We start from the raw sequence: 18199 nt of genomic DNA on the forward strand, positions 1-18199 counted from the left end.
TGCACGGGAACCCCAGACCGTTTACTCGTACAAGTCCACCTTTCACAGAATTTTTGCGTTGCTCGTCGGTTTTTTCGCTATTTGGTTCCTCACACTTATCTTATACGTGTTTTTAATCGATTCGGTCTTCTCGGTGCCGCGGGTCTGATTTCGTGCGCACTTTCGGGGCGCTTGAATCGGCGGCAGATGTAGGCCGAGATGTGCGGTCTTGTCAGGCTGTCAAGTACGTAGTCGTAGACGACGCGAAATCGTCTCCGGAGTGGGTGGCGCTCACTGATGAGGCCAAGTGATACGGCGCGGAGGACTACGCCAAGAAAGTGATTCGAGCAGCCGAGAGCATCCTGTCGCCGCTCGGGTGACAAGTGAGTGAATTTCAGGAGTATCTGGCCGATTGAGTGGATGCGAATCTAAGTCGATACTATTGGGTGGAATAGAATTGCTAAACCTGTTCGACCTCTAGCTCTTCTGCTCGTATATCTCCAGAAAGGACTCTCCGTCCTTTCTCAGACACTCTGTAATAGGATTCATTTGTTTCTTCGATTAATCCTACACATGTTATCCTATGTTAACTACTGTTCTGACAAGTTCTATCCTTAATGTCGACCGTGTAGGAGGTGTTGAGTAAGCAGAGGGTGAGAGTCAGGGAAGCAGATGTCGTCTCATCTCGTCACGTATCGGTTTACGAACCATCGAGGACTTCGCTACACCAGATAGGCCCACAAGCCTCGTAGAATCCGATATCTTCAGGAGTTCGAACATCGTCAAGGTCACTGATTTTCCGTGCTTTGAACCCTAGTTTGTCGTCGTAGCCCTCGTCCGGTCCCGCCATCAAAACAGGCGTGAACGCTCCATCAGCGGTGACTGCGTCACCAGCATCCCTTGCGAAAACTTCCCCTCGCTCTACTCGTTCAAAGTTCTCTCCTTCGAACGAGTAGTCTGGCTCTTCAACCGATGAACAGATGATGTGCCAATCTGGGTCGGCTAATGATGCAGTTCCTTCCTCGAAGACTCCATTTGTAATGAGAAAGTTCCGAAGGGCCACGTACGCATTCTCAGTTGCTTCTTGGGTCCCTTTCTCTCCACATTCGATGGACACGCCTGTTACCTCCGAGATGAGTCCGCCTTCTACGATGCTAATGTCCGCGGCGTTAGATACGAGTCCTGTTTTTTCGACGAGGTCGATTAGTTCTGATTGGTCTTCTCTGGGAGTGATGGTTTGTCCCGCGTCGGTAATTTCGAAGCTCTGAACGAGAGCGAAGGGTTCCTCCGTCGTTTCGGTCGAGTGGAGGTCAAGTACTTTGCAATCTGCAAGTTCTTCACGGAGTGGTTCAGCGAGACCTACTTCGTAGTCGTCGGGGTCAACGTCACTATCGTCACTGAAGATACGGTTCAAATTAGCATCGATTTTGCGCGTGTCTTGCTTGACTGCTCTTGGGTTTGCTAGAACGAATTTGACTGGTTTCCTAAAGCCGAGATTTTCCCCGACGGAGAGTAACTTCTCGATTGCTTCTTTCCCGCATTTTTCGTCGCCGTGTTGGCAACAAACTACCGCTATGTCACATTCTTCCGATGTATCTTCCGGGAATACCTCAACAATCGGTTCGTTATCGTTAACCTCGAATATTGGGAACGTGTATCCCACAGTATCTTCGAAATCGATACGCAACTCCTTATACATACGGAAGGGAAGTCGCGGCGGGTCGATTACGACGCTGAGACGGTGTTCGTAATCATCCGTGCTGGCTTTGGGATGGCTACTATCGTCGAGAGTCCATCGCGGATACTTCTCTGGATGGTCTGGAGTATGAATCCAGAGGGGAATGAAAATATTGTGCCCAGCGGTATACCGGGGGAGTTCGCCGCGCATCGTTCCCTGACGAAGTTTGAAGAACTGTTTGTTTACTATCGGTGGATACGCTATCTTCACCTGTTGGTCCGATTCGCCGACTTTTTGCTGCGTAACGAAGGGATTGAGACAGCTTGCCAGATTAGATACCAAACTTTCCTCTCGCCTATCCGATTCTTCGTTCCCATCAATCACTAACGGGTCGTGAGTGTGTAGTGACGTTTCTGATGGTAGTGGTGGTTGAGTATCCCGTCCCTCCGATTCTGGAAGGCGAATATTGTACTTTTCTGGCGGCCACAAGTGCACCCACCAAATAAACGAATCGAATTCGACGTTTCCCAAAATAGCAGTGTAATCCCCGATACCCGGGATTTTCTGTCCACCAAACTCGGAATAGCGGTTGTATCGTATGGCAAGCAAAATCAACTCCTCTTCACCTCTTTCGAGTGTGACTTCCGGTGCTGTTTCCGTCTCTTCACCTCCGACGAGGACTCGCAGATAATAACGGAGCTGGTCCACTATCCACGGAGAACGATTCGGCGGACTTTCCAAATAATCGAATCGTATACCTCGCGATTTTTCGAATTCATCTTCCCAACCTGCCGTCCCGATATCGACGTGTGGGTCGCGTGTCTGTAGATGCACGACGTGAATGTCCCTCCCGAGTAACCGAAATTGAAGAAGAGAACGTAACCAGTTCCGTTCAAAGTATCCGATAATGATACCAAGTACAGTCAGAATTAGTATCACTATTTCGTAGCTACTGAACCGAATTTGGAGCGGAGCCAAAACATTTGAAGTTACCATACCTGAAGACACGCTGTATCGAGAATTAAAACTAGTACGTAGTCCAGAGTGTATCTCCCGTAAAAATTTACTATCCTTCACTAGTGGTTTTCTGTTGCGCGTCTCTACGACAGTATCGCTACTACCTCAATCGGGGGAGAGTAGAGACTCACGGTCACCGCCAACTCGAAGTGAGCACGTGGTGGTCAGCAGAAATAGAGCGAAATCGGAGACGCCCGAACGGTCGGTCCGTCAGAACGTGATAATCTCGTAGTCGTCGTCGACGAGCGACCGGATGCTGGGGTGGCCCTCGTGCTCGTCCAGCGTCACGACGCCGGCGTCCTGTATCGCGTCGTCGACGCCGAACGCGCCGGCGCAGTAATCACAAGCGGACGCGCTCTCGCTGACCGACGCGTAGAGGTCGTGGTAGTCGTGGTCCTCGTCTTCGAGTTCGGGAATCCACTGGGTTCCTGCGCCGTCGAAGATGAGTTCGAGTTCGTCGCCGTCGTTCTCGGCGAACTCTTTCGCGGCTTCGAGACCGTTGACGACGCGACCGTTGTCGGCGTGCGATTCGGTACCGGCCAGAATCACGATAGCTGCTTTCGCCATAACGACCTACGGTTGGGCCGTGATACGTAAGTACCGGATGACGACGGCCATTCCGGCCGCGACCGAGAGATTTCCCCTTCAAAACCGACCTAGCACAACAGAACAGGGTTACGTACCTCGGCAGGCGAGGTATTTTCGGCGCGGAACTGTGTCACCGATAACCCGTCATCGAGGAGGACCGATGTCGCCCGAATCTCCGAGGTGTCGTCTGTGGTGTTATCTGGTACACTTTAGAGAGGCAAATACCCGATTCTCCATCGAGGACACGTGCCTGTCTTTCCGGCCAGTGCGGTGGCAATAGTACTCAACTGTGGCGAGATGGAAACGCTAGGCGGATGGTCGGGACACTAACGCAGGCGCTCTCGTACACGAAGCTGGCGGTCGTGGCCGGACTCGTCGGAGGGTTAATCGCCGTCTTCCGACCGCCCGGCCCGTACATGGAGAGTAACGTCCAGCACTTAGCCGCGGGCGTGCTGTTCTTCGCGGGCTTCCTCCTGATTTTCCTCATCGATATAGTACACTGACGGCGGACAGGACGGAGAACCACCGAACTCACCACTCCGCGAGCGCGCGGCGACCGTGAGTCGACGAGAGGACGAGGAAGAAGGTCACGACGCCGCTCAACGCGGTGGCCCCGCCGAGGAAGAACACCCACTCCATCCCGACCGCGCTCATCAGATACCCGCCGACCATCGGCGCGATAATCGCGCCCGGACGCCAGACGATGGACCGAATCCCGAAGCTACTCGCTATCCCTTCGCCCTCGCCCTCGTCGGCGAACAACGCCATGCTCGCTGGTTCGCGTAAACTGTCGGCGACGCCGAGGAGACCGTTCAACAGCACGACAACCAGATACGCCGGAGAAACGTCGCCGAGTGCGGGGATGGACGTTGGGAAACCGAGCGTCGAACCGATGGGTTCGGCGAAGGGGATGACGAGTGCCACGAGTCCGTACGCGCCACCGCCGACGAACACGAACAGGGCGCGACCGTATCGGTCGGAGAGTCGCCCAGTGTACGGTTGACACAGCATGTTCGTGAACTTCTCGGCGGCGATGACCGTGCCGACGACGAACGCACCGAGTCCGAGACCGCCGCGGACGGCCGAGACGCCGACGTATATCGGCACCCACTTCCGGACGAGGGTGACCGCGACCGCGTACTGCGCGCGGAAACTCGTGAGCGTGAGAATCCGCCGATTCACCGCGAGGTCGAACAGCGCGAACCCCGACATCGAGGTCTCGTCCGGGTTGATGAAGACCCAGACGCCGAGGAACGCGACTGCGAGCAGTAGGGCGAGAACGGAGAAGACCGGCGTGAACCCGAACTGCTGGTAGAGCAGACCCGCTCCGAGCGTCCCGATGATTCCGGCGGCCATCCGCCACGAGTTGTACTTGCCGATGACGTTGGCTCGCTCCCCGTCCGGGGCGAGTTCGCTGACGAGGGCGAGACTGATGAGACCGGTCCCGACGATGCCGAGACCCTGCAACGTTCTGGCGGCGATGAAGCCGAGACTCGACGAGATTAACCCGAACAGGACGTAGGCGCTGATACTGGTCGCGAGGGCGATTAACAAAATCGTTCGCTTATCGTAGCGGTCGCCCGCCCAACTGAGCGGGACGATGGCGATGGCGCGACCGACCGACAGCGCGGTGATGAACAGTCCCACGGCGACGCCCGACGGGTCGAGGACGTCGATATACGTCGGAAGTAAGGTGAGGATGGTGATGAAGCCGAGACTGCCGGCGAACCGAGTCACGTAGAGCGAGTAGAATTCGGCCTGCTCGGAGCCCATGTGTCGGCCCCGTTTTCCGTAGAGTGGAAAGTGACTTCTGGTTTCTCTGTCTGGGACGTCCGTCGGCATTACGAAGTTGGTGGTGATTCAATTTGGTCTTCCTGCCACCGTCGGGAAGTCGGACCATCGGGGGCATATCGGTGTTCGAGTAGTGGCGTCTCAGCGCCCGTTCGAGAGGTGGACTGCTCGACAAACTCGGTGTGAGGGATGGCCCGAGGATTTTTCGGGGTATCCGTTATTCTTGCCAACGGTAGAACAGTATGTGTACGAGCGTAGCCAATTCGTCAGCAACACAGTCACCGTCTCGTGGCAAATCTGAGGTGAGCGCGAGTGGCTCGGGATAGCGGAACACTCTCGACGCTGGTCTCTTGGGTGCGAACGACCGACTGGTTGTGGATGATTATCGGTGGCTTCTACCTGCTCGCCTATCTCTTCTGGTACATCCCGGCACTGGCGAAACTGCCTCGAAGCGTGCGGAATCCGCCCGAACAGTTCCCCTGGCACTGGCCGCTCGACTTCGTCAGTACCGGACTCTCCGGCGGAGTACTCGTCGGATTGGGCTTCCGGCGAGCGACAGCGTTCACCGACGAAACGAGAGACGGCGAACCGGGACGTCGAGAGTCGGAGTAAGCCCCTCAGCGCGGTGCAATCCGCGAGGTGAGTCCCGTGTCCCCCTGTTCTTCCTGTCGGAGCTTCGCCCGTAGGTAGAGTGTCGTCATCGTCAGTCCGGCGACGACCAGTGCAACCACGCCCAGTAGGAATTCGAGCCGTGCAGTCATGACCTCACCAACCTACGAGACGGATTACAAAAAAGGCCGGCCCTAGGTACGAATATCGGAGTCCGTTCTGTACGATTCTCCTCGGGCCAGATAGCAGGAACCGGCCGACGCGTCCGTCCAAATAGAATCGACCCCGGATAGTTCATCTCGCCGCATCGACTATCCACCCGACCGTTCCAACCAGAACTAGGAAAAGTCCCACCACCGACGTCCCCGGTTCGGGGAAGACGAACAGTATCACACCGACGACGAGGAACAGCGTAACGAGTCCCTCGTCTACCCGGCTCTCGTCTCTGTCGTCGCCCCTCCCCGCTCTGGCGTCGCCGCTCTCGTCGCCGACCTCCGCGTCGTCGTCGCCTCGACCGAACCGGTAGGGCCATTCCAGTCCCCATCCTCCCCACGCGGCCCACTCGTACGGGGATACGTGCTCGTCGTATCGGTCTTTGGGTCCGGTATCGTCGGGGATTTCAGTTCGGTCTCCGCGAGGAGTATTGTCATTCGTCCTCATACTGCACAGTACCTCCGTGAGACGGTTAGGATTGCTGGCACGCGTATCCGAAATCAGTGGTCCGAGCGTGTCCCGTCGGTCGACGGAGGTCGTTCGTTCGGCCCGAGTGGGACCGTCCGCCGCGAGTCACCGGCGCGTCAGGGGAGGTACTTCCGCTCGCAGGTCCGACAGACGCGCATACCGTACTCCATGCTGGTGGTCGTATTCGACTGGCACAACTCGCACTCGGTGTGACGGCTATCGCTATCGCCGGACGCCCACGGCCAGTCGTTGGTCTCGGTGCTCCGAGGTCCGAACGTGCCACTAGCGGAGTTTGGTCCGTTCACGGCATCGGGAGTAGGCGATGGAGACGGAAGAATCGCGTGGCCATCGTCGATAGATGACGGCACGTCCTCCGCTACGATTCCGGTGTATCTCCTCCGCTACGATTCCGGTGTATCGACCACGTCGGCGTCGGTCACGCCGCGTCCGTCGAACTCCGTGACCAACGCGTCGAGTCGGTCCGGGTCGTCCGCGCCGGGAAGGCGGCGGTCCGCGGTCAGGCAGTCGGCGTCGAGGTTCAAGCGGTCGCAAACGCTGTCGGCGGTCGATTCCGCCATCCGGCGGTACGTCGTCAGTTTCCCGCCGACGACGCTCGCGAAGTTCTCGACGCCGTCGGCCGCGTGGTCCAACTCGAAGAACCCGCGGGAGATACCGCGGCCCTCGCGTGCGTCCTCGTCGGGAGCGTACAGCGGACGAACGCCCCACCACGTTCGGCGCGTCGGCGCGTCGGCGACCGGCGGAAGCATGGCCGCGCACTCCGCAACCGTGTCCGAGACCTCCCACGCTTCGGTCGAGTAGTCGTCGGGGTCCGCCACGCTGACGCTGGTGGTTCCGAGGACCACCTCCGAGTCGTGTGGCACGATGATGTCTCCGTCGTCTGGTTTCCGACAGCGGTTCAACACCGGACCGAGGCGGTCGTACTCGACCGAAACCATCACGCCCCGAGTCGGCCGCATCTCGACGGTGACGCCGGCCATCGCAGCGATTCGTTCGGCCCACGCCCCGGTCGCGTTGACGACGTAGTCCGGTTCGATTCGTTCGTCCACGGACCCGCCGACGTCGACCGCAGTGATGCGCCCGTCGGCGACGGTCATTCCTTCGACCGGGGCGTGAGGGTGAATCGTCGCCCCGTGGTCGCGGGCGTCGGCCGCGTTGGCGGCGACCAGTCGCGACGGGTAGACCACGGCGTCGGGCACTCGCATCGCCCGCTCGACGTCGGGCGACAGGTCCGGGACGACCTCTCTGGCGTCGTCGCCGTCCAGAACAGTCGTCGGGATACCGACCGCCTGGCAGGCATCTCGTTTGGTCTCGAAGTACTCGGGGTCGTCGCCGGCGAGTTGCACGAACAACCCGCCCGTGTCGCGGAGACAGTCTCCCGCGATTCGCTTGAGAACGCGGTTCTCCCGGATACACTCCTCGGCACCGACAGGGTCGGATTCGGCGTAGCGTGCCCCGCTGTGTAACAGACCGTGCGAACGACCGGACGTCCCGCTGGCGAGTCCGCCGCGGTCGACGAGCGTGACGGTTACGCCACGTAGCGCGAGGTCGCGGGCGATTCCGGCCCCGGTTGCACCGCCACCGATGACGAGGACAGTCGTCGACTCCATACGTTCGGTTCGGGTACGCAGGTAAGTTCTTGACGGCGAACTCGACGGCTACCGCCGACCGTCGGTGGAATCGTGTCTTTCCAAGGAGGGCGTCTCCGAACGAATAGTCGCCGTCCGTTCACCGCCACGCTCATTACGTCGAGACTCGAACGCGAGTAAACGACGAAAAAGTCGAACTCCTCTACTTTCACCCACGAGACGTGGGGAGTGATGAAAGCTGTCGCCGCGTCCGTCCTCCCCGACACTGCAGGGTGGCGTTCGAAGAGTCTGATAAAACGGTACGAACGACGGAGGGTGATGGCCGAAAGTGGCAGATACCGACGCGTGAATCTGGCGAACTACTGCCGAGAGATTACTATCGGAGGAGGGATTAACCGGCTTTTGAGCGGTTTACGCCCGGAAGCCTCACAGTCGTGGTTCGTGTGGTGCCTTCACTCTTGTAGCTATCCGGAGTGACAGTACCTTTTTCGTCGTCGGGACGCTTTGTTCTGTATAATGAGACGACCGAACCTGTGGGCCGAGGGACCGCGGAGTTACGGTAGCAGGAGGGAGTTCCATGAGTGAGCGCACCTCCCCGCCCGCAGCGGTTGGCGAGCCGGTGTCCATCGAGACCGGACTCGAAGCGCTCCAGTCGGGGGCGGAGTTCACCGGTCCCGTCGAGAAACTCGGCGGCCACCATTGCAACGACCACTTCGCACAGGTATACGAGACCGACGCCGAACGGTTCGCGGCCGCCGTTCCGTTCGTCCGGCACGGACTCGAACGGGACGAGCGCGTCATGTACGTCGTCGACAAGAGCAGTGAGGCGGCGGTGACAGCGGCGCTCCTCGACGCGGGTATCGACGCCGATACCGCGCTCGACACCGGTCAGCTGTCGTTCCACACCGTACAGGACACTTATCTGCGGAACGGGTCGTTCGACCCCGACGAGATGGTCGATTTCTACGCCGAGACCGTCGGGGAAGCCACCGAGGAGTACGAGGCGTTGCGAATCGTCGCCGAGACGACGTGGCTTCAAGACGACGCCACGACCGTCGAGCAGTTCATGGAGTACGAGGCGAAGGTGAACGACCTGTTCGCCGACGAGGACTGTCTCGCGCTCTGCCAGTACGACCGGACCGGATTCTCACCGGAAACCGTCCGAAACATCATTCAGACCCACCCGCATCTCATCTACGACGGTGCAGCGTGCCACAACTTCTACTACACGCCTCCCTCGGAGTTCTTCGGTCCCGACGAACCCGCTCGCGAGAACGAGCGGATGCTCCGGACGCTCCGGGACCGGACCGTGGCGAAGAGCAAACACCGACGGCGCGAGCGGTTCCTCGAAGAACTCTACGAGATTACGGCCGCCACCGACCGCGAGTTCGACGACAAGTTGCAGGCCGTCTTCGAACTCGGGTGTGAGTGGTTCGACCTCGAACTCGGCGCGATTGCCGCCATCGAACCGGACAGCGACCGATGGGAAGTCGAAGCGGTCAGCGCCAGCCACGAGCACCTCGCTCCGGGAATGCAGGTCGACCTCTCGGAGACCTACTGCCGGGTCCCCGCCGCCTGCGACGGGGGTGACGCCGTCGGCCAACCGGTAACAATCACCGACCCGGTCGATAGCGGGTTCGAGAACGCGACCTGTTTCACCGAGTTCGGCGTGGAGGCGTACCTCGGAACTCGCATTCCCATCGACGGCGCTCTCGACCGGACGTTCTTCTTCGTCTCCGAGGAACCGCGAGACGACGTGATTACCGACGAGGAACGTACGTTCCACCGACTGATGTCCCAGTGGGTGAGTTACGAACTCGAACGCCGCGAGCAGGAACGATTCCTGCGCGAGGGGTACGAGATAACGTCCGACCCTACGCTCGGTTTCGACGAGAAGTTACAGGCGTTGTTCGACCTCGGGTGCGAGCGGTTCGGACTCGAACTCGGCGGGATGGCCAAAGTCGATTCCGACGCCGACCGGTTCGAAGTCGAACATGTGAGCGATGACCACGACCACTTCGAGTCCGGGCTTTCGCTCCCACTCTCGGAGACGTACTGCACCGTGGCCACCGACGTCGGTGCGTGGGAACCGTAACCGACCCCGTGGAGGACGGGTACGACGATACGCACGTCCACAACGAGTTCGGCATCCAAGCGTATCTCGGCACCTACATCGAGGTCGAAGGCGACTTCGACCGGACGTTCTTCTTCGTCTCCGAGGAAGCGCGCAATAGGCCGTTCTCGGAGGACGAACAGACATTCCAACGGTTGCTTGGCCAGTGGGTGAAGTACGAACTCGAGCGCCAGCAACGCGAACGGTTCCTGCGGGAGAGCTACCGTATCACGTCCGACCCCGACCTCGAATTCGAGGCGAAACTCGACCAGTTGCTCGAGTTGGGCCGCGAGCAGTTCGGTCTCGAGATGGCGGGACTGAACCAGCTCCCGTCGTGGAACGGGCCGTTCCGACTTGAGAAGGGCATCGGTCTCGGCATCGACGCCGACGAGGAACTCTGGTCCGACCCGGACGTCGGGTGTTTCTGTCGGCGAACCATCGAGCAGGACGAACCGGTCAGTATGCAGGACGTCAGCGGGACCGACTGGGCCGACGACTCGGTTCATCAAGAGTTCGGCCTGACGAGTTACCTCGGAACGAAGGTGTCGAGCGGAGCCACGCCGTACGGAACGCTCTGGTTCGGAAGCACGGAAGCGCGCGACCGCCCGTTCGCCGAGACCGAGCAGACGTTCATCGAGTTAATCGGCCAGTGGGTCTCCTACGAACTGGACCGCCGCGAACACAAACAGGACCAGCAGGAACTGTACAGAATCACCGCCGACCCCGACCTCGATACCGAGAAGAAAATCGACGAGTTGCTGGAGCTGGGATGCGACCGTCTCGATTTGCCGGTGGGGATGCTGACCCGCAAGCGCGACGAGTCGTTCGAGATTAAGCGGATGCACGGTGAACACCCTCAACTCGGTGAGGGGTCGTACACCCCGCCGTTGACCGACAACTACTGTCGCCAAGTCGTAGACACCGGTTCGACGGTCAGCGTCGCCGACGCCGCGGCCGCAGGATGGGACGGAGACGCACTCTATCACGAGTTCGGTCTCGAATGCTACGCCGGAGTGCAACTGACCGTCGGCGATGACGCCTACGGCACAATCTGTTTCACGGCACTGTCACCGCGTGACGTGGATTTCACCGACGCCGAGGAGACGTTCCTCGAACTGATGGGACAGTGCGTGAGTTACGAACTCGAACGGAATCAGCGAGAGGACCAACTCCAGCAGAAGAACGACAGGTTGGAGAGTTTCGCCAGCATGCTCGCCCACGAACTCCGGAACCCGGTGGCAATCGGCCAAATATACAGCCAACAGCTACCGGGCGAAGGGGACGCGGAGGCGGTCGAGTACGTCACGGAGGCGTTCGACCGCATCGAAGACATGGTCGACGTCATGTTGGTGTTGACGCGGGGTCGCGAAGCGGTCGAGAAGGAAACGCCGGTCGAACTCGCAGACGTTGCAGCCAAGGTGTGGAACGACGTTGATGCTCCGGACACGACGCTCGACATAACGGTCGAGCACACGATAGACGCGGACGAAACGTACATGCGACACCTCTTCCGGAATCTCCTCGACAACGCGGTCGAACATGGCGGCAGTGATGTCACGGTCGGTGACCTCCCCGACGGATTTTACGTGGCCGACGACGGCACTGGGATTCCGCCCGAAGACCGGGATGCGGTCTTCGACGAGGGATACACGACCACGGCGGACACCGGCGGAACCGGACTGGGACTCGCGTTCGTCCGGAAACTCGCGGACGTGTACGAGTGGAACTGCGCCGTCACCGAGAGCGCGGACGGCGGAGCACGGTTCGAGTTCCGGAACGTCACGTGAGCGTTCCCGAATACGGGCCGGGACTCTGATGATATAACTCGAGGAACACCAACTACGTCCTCTCTCGGAGTCGATTAGACCGCGTCTTCCTTGTCGAGTTCGTTGCACGCCTCGAAGACGACGTCGGGTTCCATGTCGAGTTCGTGGGTGTAGTAGTAGCCTCCGCTCTGGCCTTTGTTCACTTCGTGACGGATGAGGAATCCGAGCATCTGGAGGTCGGAGAGGTGGTTCTGGATGCTCTTGAGCGTCGTGAGCGGGTCGTCGCCGCGTTCGTCGGCGATACGCTGGTAGGTCTTCATCACGTCTTTCGTCCGAACGGGCGTGTCGCCGTTGTGTTCGATGTGCGCCACGGCTTCGAGGACGTGTCGAGCGTGTAACGACTGGTCGGCGATTTTGTCGCGGAGACGGCCGCGTTTCACCTCTTCGCGGGCGCGGTCGATGTGGTCGTCTTCGATAGTCGTCGCGTCTTCGCGTTCGGCTATCTCCCCGCCCTTCCGGAGCAGGTCGATGGCCTGCCGGGCGCTCCCCGTGTCTTGAGCGGCGAGCGCGGCGGCTTTCCCGACCGCACCGTCGGTGTAGCCGTCGTCGACGAGCGCTTTCTCGGCGCGGTCGTAGAGAATCGTCCGGAGTTCAGTCGCGTCGTACGTCGAGAACGATATCTCCTCCTCGCGGAGAGTATCTTTGACTTTCGAGGAGAGCTGATTTCGAAAGGTGTAGTTGTTACTGATACCGATGACGCCGATTCTGGCCGCGTCGAGGTGTCCGTTCGCTCGCGCTCGCGGGAGTTCGTACAGCAGGTCGTCGGCTTCGGCGAGGTGGTCGATTTCGTCGAGGACGAGAGGTGAGTACCGCCGACGCGTTCTAACTGCGCGTACAGTTCTTCGCGGGCGTCGGCAGTCGATAACCCCTTCTTCGGAAACTGTTTCTCGTCTTCGGGCAGGAGTTGATTGACGAGAGAGCGGACTGCCGAGAACACGGTGTCGTCGTTGCAGTTGTGTCGATGGACGTAGAGGGTGTCGGCCTGCTCGCGTTCGCGGGTTGCTTGTTGGAGTTCGTCGAGGACGTACGTGGTAACTGCGGTCTTGCCCACGCCCGCTTTGCCGTAGAGCATCACGTTCGATGGGTTTCGACCGAAGAGGACGTCTTTCAGTGCGTCTTTGTACTCCTCAATTTCGTCTTCTCGTTCGAGGATGGTGTCTGGTTCGTACTCCTCTTCCAGTACGGTCTTGTTTGCGAAGAGGGTTTCAGTTACCTCGTCGAACAGCCCGGCCATGAGTATAGATGGACATTTCTTTCCTCCCACATAAAGGTACGGTTCGAGTGTTTCGATTGTTCGTTTTCTATAAGTAGTATAGAGAGAGTACGTTTCGAGTGTTCCGGCGTAGATTGTGTATGTGAGAAGGCTCTAACATCGACTTGCCGCTACCCAAAGATATAAATTATAGTTAGAAGTAGGTGTGGCGCAGACATTCGAAACGTACTCTCTTTGCTCGCGGTAGAATCGGTTCCTCCGCTTCGCACCTCATCCTCGAATGGAACACTCGAAATGTACTCTCTCTTTCTCTATCTTCCCACTCCTTCTTTACCTGTAAGTCCATTTTCCACTTCTGTCCGCCTTCTTTCTTCTTCTGCTTCTCTGTTCTTCTGCTCTTCAATACTTCCATTTCTCAATACCTCCATCTCTCCATCCCTATATTCCCCCATTCTTCTATCCTGTCACTCCTCCATCCCTCAACTTCTTCACTCCTTCAACCCGCTACCCTTGGTCGAACAACGACTTCTCTGAACACTCGAAACGTACTGTCTCTCTTCGAGTGATGGACTGGCCGCTAAGTGGTCGTCTCTGAACACTCGAAACGTACTGTCTGTCTCCCCCTACGAGAATCCGTACGACTGGAATCCGTGTAAGTCGAGAACCATTCGTCGTGGAACACTCGAAATGTACTCTCTGTCTCTCCTCGCCTGCAGAGCTACCACCCACCACGACCTGAACACTCGAAACGTACTGTCTGTCCGTGGCCCGGACTCGACCCCACGCAAAGTTCGACAGACGAGTTCGACCGGCGTCGCGACACCACGGAACACTCGAAACGTACTCTCCCGCGAGAATATCCCCCCAGCGTTCGAGCACCTCGTCTAAGCCTCCGTAAATTGGTACTCGAACCGACTTTGCTACACGATGGCGCTCTCGTGGTTTAGTGGATGCCCATGGCTTCGATTTGTTCCTGATACCGGTTCCGTATCGTGACCTCGGTGACTTGGGCTACGTCGGCGACCTCGCGTTGGGTCTGCTTCTCGTTACAGAGCAGCGACGCGGCGTAGATTGCGGCGGCGGCGAACCCCGTCGGCGACTTCCCCGAGAGCAGGCCCTGTTCGGCGGTCTTGTCGATGATTTCGTTCGCCTTCATCTTGACCTCCTCGCTGACGCCGAGTTCGGAGGTGAACCGTGGTACGTACTCCTTGGGGTCGACCGGTTCCATCTTGAGGCTGAGTTCCTTCGAGACGTATCGATACGTTCGACCGATTTCCTTCTGCTCGACCCGGGATACCTCGGATACTTCCTCCAGACTCCGCGGGATGCCCTCTTGGCGGCACGCAGCGTAGAGGCAACTCGTGGCGACGCCCTCGATGGACCGACCGCGAATCAGGTCCTCGTTGAGCGCCCGCCGATAGATGACCGACGCCACCTCTCGGACCGACCGCGGGACGCCGAGCGCCGAGGCCATGCGGTCGATTTCGCTGAGTGCGAACTGGAGATTACGCTCGCCCGCGTCCTTCGTCCGGATACGCTCCTGCCACTTTCGCAGGCGACTCATCTGACTCCGCTTCTCCGAGGAGAGCGACCGACCGTAGGCGTCCTTGTTCTTCCAGTCGATTTGAGTCGTCAGGCCCTTGTCGTGCATCGTATTGGTGGTGGGCGCACCGACTCGACTCTTGCTCTGGCGTTCGCTGTGGTTGAACGCGCGCCACTCCGGCCCCCGGTCGATGGTCTGTTCCTCGAGGACGAGACCGCAGTCCTCACAGACAATCTCGTTGCCATCCCCGCTCGTAACGAGACTGTCCGAGTTACACTCCGGACAAGACTGCGTTTCCGTTTCACCCTCCTCTTCAGAGGTGCGTTCTTCCTCGCTCTCTTGTTGGCGATTCAGGCGAACCATTTAATCGTGTTCTAGTACAGGTTCTCGTCCGTTTAATAAGTACGGTCTGAATGGGGTCGATTGGTTATCACGAAACGGACTCTCGACCATTCGTTCGAGATTGTTCGTGACAATCTCTTGGCCACGCCGCTCGTGACATCTCAAATACAGAGGCAGAGGGTCGAACTCAGCATGCATACGAAACGCCGGAATATATATTAATTCACTAAGAAACAAATTAAAGTAGATATGTTGTGATATAGAAATGCGATGCAAGAAAATAGCGAAACGAACACGACGCGACGCGACGTACTGAAGCGCGCCGCCACGGCCGGTGTCGTCGGTCTCGGTGGCACTGCACTGGCGAGCGGTACCGCAGCGGCGAAGCCAGCCGTCGATTGGGAACCGGCAGATTCGAGCAACTTCACGGCAGCGGACCGCGGCGCTGGCAAGATAGACTGGATTGTCATCCACACCGTACAGGGGTCGGCCAGTAGTGCGGTCAACTGGTTCCAGAACCCCGACGCCAACGTGAGTGCCCATTACACCGTCTCCGAAGGCGGCCACAAGTACCAGAGCGTCAGCGACATCAACATCGCGTGGCACGCGGGCGGGTCGAACTACAACACGTACTCGGTCGGCATCGAACACGGCGGGTACGTCAGTGAGACCTACGAGGACGCGCAGTACCGGGCGTCGGCCAAACTCACCAGTTGGCTCTGCGACCAGTACGGGGTCCCGAAGCAGCACCCGTCGAGCGTCCCGTACGACGCGAAGAACCCGGCTAACGGCGGTGTCATCGCCCACTCTCAGGTCCCCGAAAGCACGCACACCGACCCCGGCGCTAACTGGGACTGGGGCTACTACATGGACCTCGTCCGGTCGTACTGACCGCGACACCGTCTCGGTCGAACTATTTCGTGACGAAAACGACGACCCCCGGGATTCATCGTCACCGACGAGTATCGCGTTCCGAGTCCGACCTACGGAGCTACGGACCGAGTTACTGGCAATCCCGGCGACGCTTCAGCAACTCCGGCACCGAGCGTAGAAATGAGAGAAACGTCATTTGACGCGCTACAGTTCCGACGTATCATCGACTGAGACAGACCAGACTGATGTTCGAGAAGTTCGATACTTAGGTGTCATTGAAAGTAGCTTGTTACTGTTCTCCGAGATTCACTGTTCACCGGCCGACAGGAGGAGTAACGCAAGTACGACAGGACTTTTGGCCCACGTAGTAGATAGTCTCACGTATGAATTCTACGGACGAACTGCTAGACACGGCCCACCTCTCGGTCGAGAACGTCGGCGGTATCGCGGAGACGGAACTCACCTTCCGTCGCGGGGTAAACGTTCTCACCGGCCGTAACGCGACGAACCGTACGTCGTCGCTTCAGGCACTCATGGCCGTTCTCGGTAGCGACAGGGCGACTCTGAAGGCCGACGCCGAGCGCGGGCACGTGGAACTCACTATCGGCGACGACACGTACACGCGGACGCTTACGCGGACCGATGGCGACGTGGTCATGACGGGCGAACCACTGGCAGATACCTCCGTCCTCTCGGACCTCTACGCGTTCTTGCTGGAGAACAACGAGTCGCGGCGCGCGGTCGCGCGGGGCGACGACCTTCGAGAGGTCATCATGCGGCCGGTCGATACCGACGAGATACAGGCCGAAATCGACAGACTCGAACGGGAGAAACGCCGACTCACCGACGACCTCGAATCGCTCTCCGACCTCGAACGGCGACTGCCCAAACTCGTCGAGGAGGAGACGCGCCTGGAACGCGAACTCGAAGAGACCAGCGAGCAACTCGAAGTGAAGAAGGCCGAAATCGACGCTTCGAACGCAGACATCGAGGAGACCCGCGCGGAGAAAGACGAGTTGGAAGCGAAACTGGAGGAGTTACAGGCCGTCCGGTCGTCGCTCGAAGACACCCGCCACGACATCGAGACCAACCGCGAGAGCATCGAGCGTCTCCGCGAGGAACTCGACGAGTATCGAGAGCGCAAGGAACAACTGCCCGCCGCACCGGCCGAGCGAATCGACGAACTCGACGCGGAGATAGACCGACTTCGACGACGGAAACGGGACCTCGAATCCGACATCACCCAACTGCAGAGTATCATCCAGTTCAACCAAGATATGCTGGACGACTACGAGTCGGACGTTCTCGAAACGCTCGGTGATACTGGTGCGGCGAGCGACGACGGTGTGACCGACCAACTGCTCGGCGACCGTCAGGAAGTCACCTGTTGGACGTGCGGGAGCGCCGTCGAACGCGACCAGATAGACTCGACGACCGAGCAGATACGGGAGTTCCAATCGACGAAACGCGACGACCGTCGCGAACTCGAAACCCGGATTTCGGAACTCGTCTCGGAACGTGATGAACTGAAAGACCGATTGCAGACACGCGAACGACTGGAGAACCAAATCGAGGAGTCGGAGTCCGAACTCGCGGACCGCGAAGAGCGTGTCGAGGAACTCCGAATCGAACGCGAGGGTCTCGAATCGGAACTCACGACGCTGAACGACGAAGTGGAGTCGCTGCGGAGCGAAGACTACGACGAGATTCTGGACCTCCACCGTGAAGCGAACGAACTCGAATTCGAGTGCGACCGCCTGAGAGACGAGCTATCGGAGGTCCGCGAGGAGATAGCGCAGGTCGAGAGCCAACTCGACGAACGGGAGTCGCTCGAAGCGGAGCGAGACGAAATCGACGCGGACCTCGAAGAGCTTCGGACCCGGGTCTCCCGCATCGAACGGGAGGCCGTCGAAGCGTTCAACCGGCACATGGAGGAACTGCTCGACGTTCTCGACTACTCGAACCTCGACCGCATCTGGCTCGAACGGACCGAGACCGACGTCCGCGAGGGACGGCGGACGGTCTCGAAGACGACGTTCGACCTCCACGTCGTTCGTAGCACCGAGTCGGGCACCGCCTACGAGGACACCATCGACCATCTGAGCGAGAGCGAGCGCGAGGTGACTGGTCTCGTGTTCGCGCTCGCCGGATTCCTCGTCCACGACGTTCACGAACGAATTTCGTTCATGCTGTTAGACTCACTGGAGGCAATCGACTCCGAGCGCATCGCAGCGCTCGTCGAGTACTTCGAGTCCTACGTCGATTACGTGGTCGTCGCCCTCCTCCCCGAGGACGCCGACGCGCTCCCGGACGATTACGAGCGACTCACCGACATTTAG

General features: G+C 59.0%; 16 protein-coding genes and 1 pseudogene. 6 read left to right on the top strand and 11 right to left on the bottom strand.

All coding sequences use genetic code 11. The features are described 5' to 3' along the window. Positions 1-679: 679 nt before the first annotated feature. Both FXF75_RS18380 and FXF75_RS18385 read right to left on the bottom strand, forming a co-directional pair. The gene (locus FXF75_RS18380) at positions 680-2653 is read right to left on the bottom strand and encodes a succinylglutamate desuccinylase/aspartoacylase family protein (RefSeq protein ID WP_163523333.1); all 1974 of its coding nucleotides are present in this window, start codon (positions 2651-2653) and stop codon (positions 680-682) included. A 231-nt stretch (positions 2654-2884) separates the two neighbouring features. Next, complete coding sequence (locus FXF75_RS18385; RefSeq protein ID WP_163523334.1) at positions 2885-3241, bottom strand: DsrE family protein; 357 nt, start codon at positions 3239-3241, stop codon at positions 2885-2887. Between the two features lie 335 nt (positions 3242-3576). Here FXF75_RS18385 and FXF75_RS18390 point away from each other — a divergent pair, with 335 nt between their 5' ends. Further along, positions 3577-3765 (top strand): hypothetical protein, encoded by a 189-nt coding sequence (locus FXF75_RS18390; RefSeq protein WP_163523266.1) that lies wholly within the window; start codon positions 3577-3579, stop codon positions 3763-3765. 28 nt (positions 3766-3793) lie between these two features. Here FXF75_RS18390 and FXF75_RS18395 read toward each other — a convergent pair whose 3' ends face one another. Continuing rightward, positions 3794-5035 carry an MFS transporter gene (locus FXF75_RS18395; protein WP_163523336.1) on the bottom strand — a complete coding sequence of 414 codons (1242 nt, stop codon included), beginning with the start codon at positions 5033-5035 and terminating at the stop codon, positions 3794-3796. Between the two features lie 330 nt (positions 5036-5365). On the opposite strand from FXF75_RS18395, the gene FXF75_RS18400 reads away from it, so the two are divergent. Continuing rightward, on the top strand, positions 5366-5665 hold the full coding sequence (locus FXF75_RS18400; RefSeq protein WP_163523338.1) for a hypothetical protein: 300 nt from the start codon (positions 5366-5368) through the stop codon (positions 5663-5665). 5 nt (positions 5666-5670) lie between these two features. On the opposite strand, the gene FXF75_RS18405 is transcribed toward FXF75_RS18400, so the two are convergent. The 4 genes from FXF75_RS18405 to FXF75_RS18420 form a co-directional block, all read right to left on the bottom strand. Next, positions 5671-5814: a hypothetical protein gene (locus tag FXF75_RS18405; protein WP_163523340.1), complete on the bottom strand. Its 144-nt coding sequence runs from the start codon at positions 5812-5814 to the stop codon at positions 5671-5673. 142 nt (positions 5815-5956) lie between these two features. Next, positions 5957-6322 carry a hypothetical protein gene (locus FXF75_RS18410; RefSeq protein WP_163523267.1) on the bottom strand — a complete coding sequence of 122 codons (366 nt, stop codon included), beginning with the start codon at positions 6320-6322 and terminating at the stop codon, positions 5957-5959. 137 nt (positions 6323-6459) lie between these two features. Continuing rightward, entirely contained in the window at positions 6460-6648 is a 189-nt protein-coding gene (locus tag FXF75_RS18415; protein ID WP_163523342.1) for a hypothetical protein, read from the bottom strand. 96 nt (positions 6649-6744) lie between these two features. After that, the gene (locus tag FXF75_RS18420; RefSeq protein WP_163523344.1) at positions 6745-7971 is read right to left on the bottom strand and encodes an FAD-dependent oxidoreductase; all 1227 of its coding nucleotides are present in this window, start codon (positions 7969-7971) and stop codon (positions 6745-6747) included. A gap of 556 nt (positions 7972-8527) precedes the next feature. Between FXF75_RS18420 and FXF75_RS18425 the strand changes: the two genes are divergently transcribed. Together FXF75_RS18425 and FXF75_RS22820 are read left to right on the top strand one after the other, a co-directional pair. After that, positions 8528-10045 (top strand): MEDS domain-containing protein, encoded by a 1518-nt coding sequence (locus FXF75_RS18425; RefSeq protein WP_163523345.1) that lies wholly within the window; start codon positions 8528-8530, stop codon positions 10043-10045. Then, complete coding sequence (locus tag FXF75_RS22820) at positions 10033-11850, top strand: GAF domain-containing sensor histidine kinase (RefSeq protein ID WP_163523347.1); 1818 nt, start codon at positions 10033-10035, stop codon at positions 11848-11850. Before FXF75_RS18425 ends, FXF75_RS22820 begins: the two co-directional genes overlap by 13 nt. Before the next feature lie 74 nt (positions 11851-11924). Here the strand turns inward: FXF75_RS22820 and FXF75_RS18435 are convergent, their stop codons facing one another. The 4 genes and pseudogenes from FXF75_RS18435 to FXF75_RS18445 form a co-directional block, all read right to left on the bottom strand. Further along, on the bottom strand, positions 11925-12842 hold the full coding sequence (locus tag FXF75_RS18435; RefSeq protein WP_240334798.1) for a hypothetical protein: 918 nt from the start codon (positions 12840-12842) through the stop codon (positions 11925-11927). Further along, positions 12803-13123: pseudogene (locus tag FXF75_RS22825) on the bottom strand (AAA family ATPase); the annotation flags it as partial. The gene FXF75_RS18435 and the pseudogene FXF75_RS22825, both read right to left, overlap by 40 nt. A gap of 290 nt (positions 13124-13413) precedes the next feature. Then, positions 13414-13554 carry a hypothetical protein gene (locus FXF75_RS18440; RefSeq protein WP_163523349.1) on the bottom strand — a complete coding sequence of 47 codons (141 nt, stop codon included), beginning with the start codon at positions 13552-13554 and terminating at the stop codon, positions 13414-13416. A 491-nt stretch (positions 13555-14045) separates the two neighbouring features. After that, on the bottom strand, positions 14046-15008 hold the full coding sequence (locus FXF75_RS18445) for a transcription initiation factor IIB family protein (RefSeq protein WP_163523351.1): 963 nt from the start codon (positions 15006-15008) through the stop codon (positions 14046-14048). A 249-nt stretch (positions 15009-15257) separates the two neighbouring features. Here FXF75_RS18445 and FXF75_RS18450 point away from each other — a divergent pair, with 249 nt between their 5' ends. Both FXF75_RS18450 and FXF75_RS18455 read left to right on the top strand, forming a co-directional pair. Next, complete coding sequence (locus tag FXF75_RS18450) at positions 15258-15878, top strand: N-acetylmuramoyl-L-alanine amidase (protein WP_163523352.1); 621 nt, start codon at positions 15258-15260, stop codon at positions 15876-15878. Between the two features lie 365 nt (positions 15879-16243). Beyond that, positions 16244-18199 (top strand): archaea-specific SMC-related protein, encoded by a 1956-nt coding sequence (locus tag FXF75_RS18455; protein ID WP_163523354.1) that lies wholly within the window; start codon positions 16244-16246, stop codon positions 18197-18199.

Source organism: Halorussus sp. MSC15.2 (genome assembly GCF_010747475.1).
Classification (GTDB): domain Archaea; phylum Halobacteriota; class Halobacteria; order Halobacteriales; family Haladaptataceae; genus Halorussus.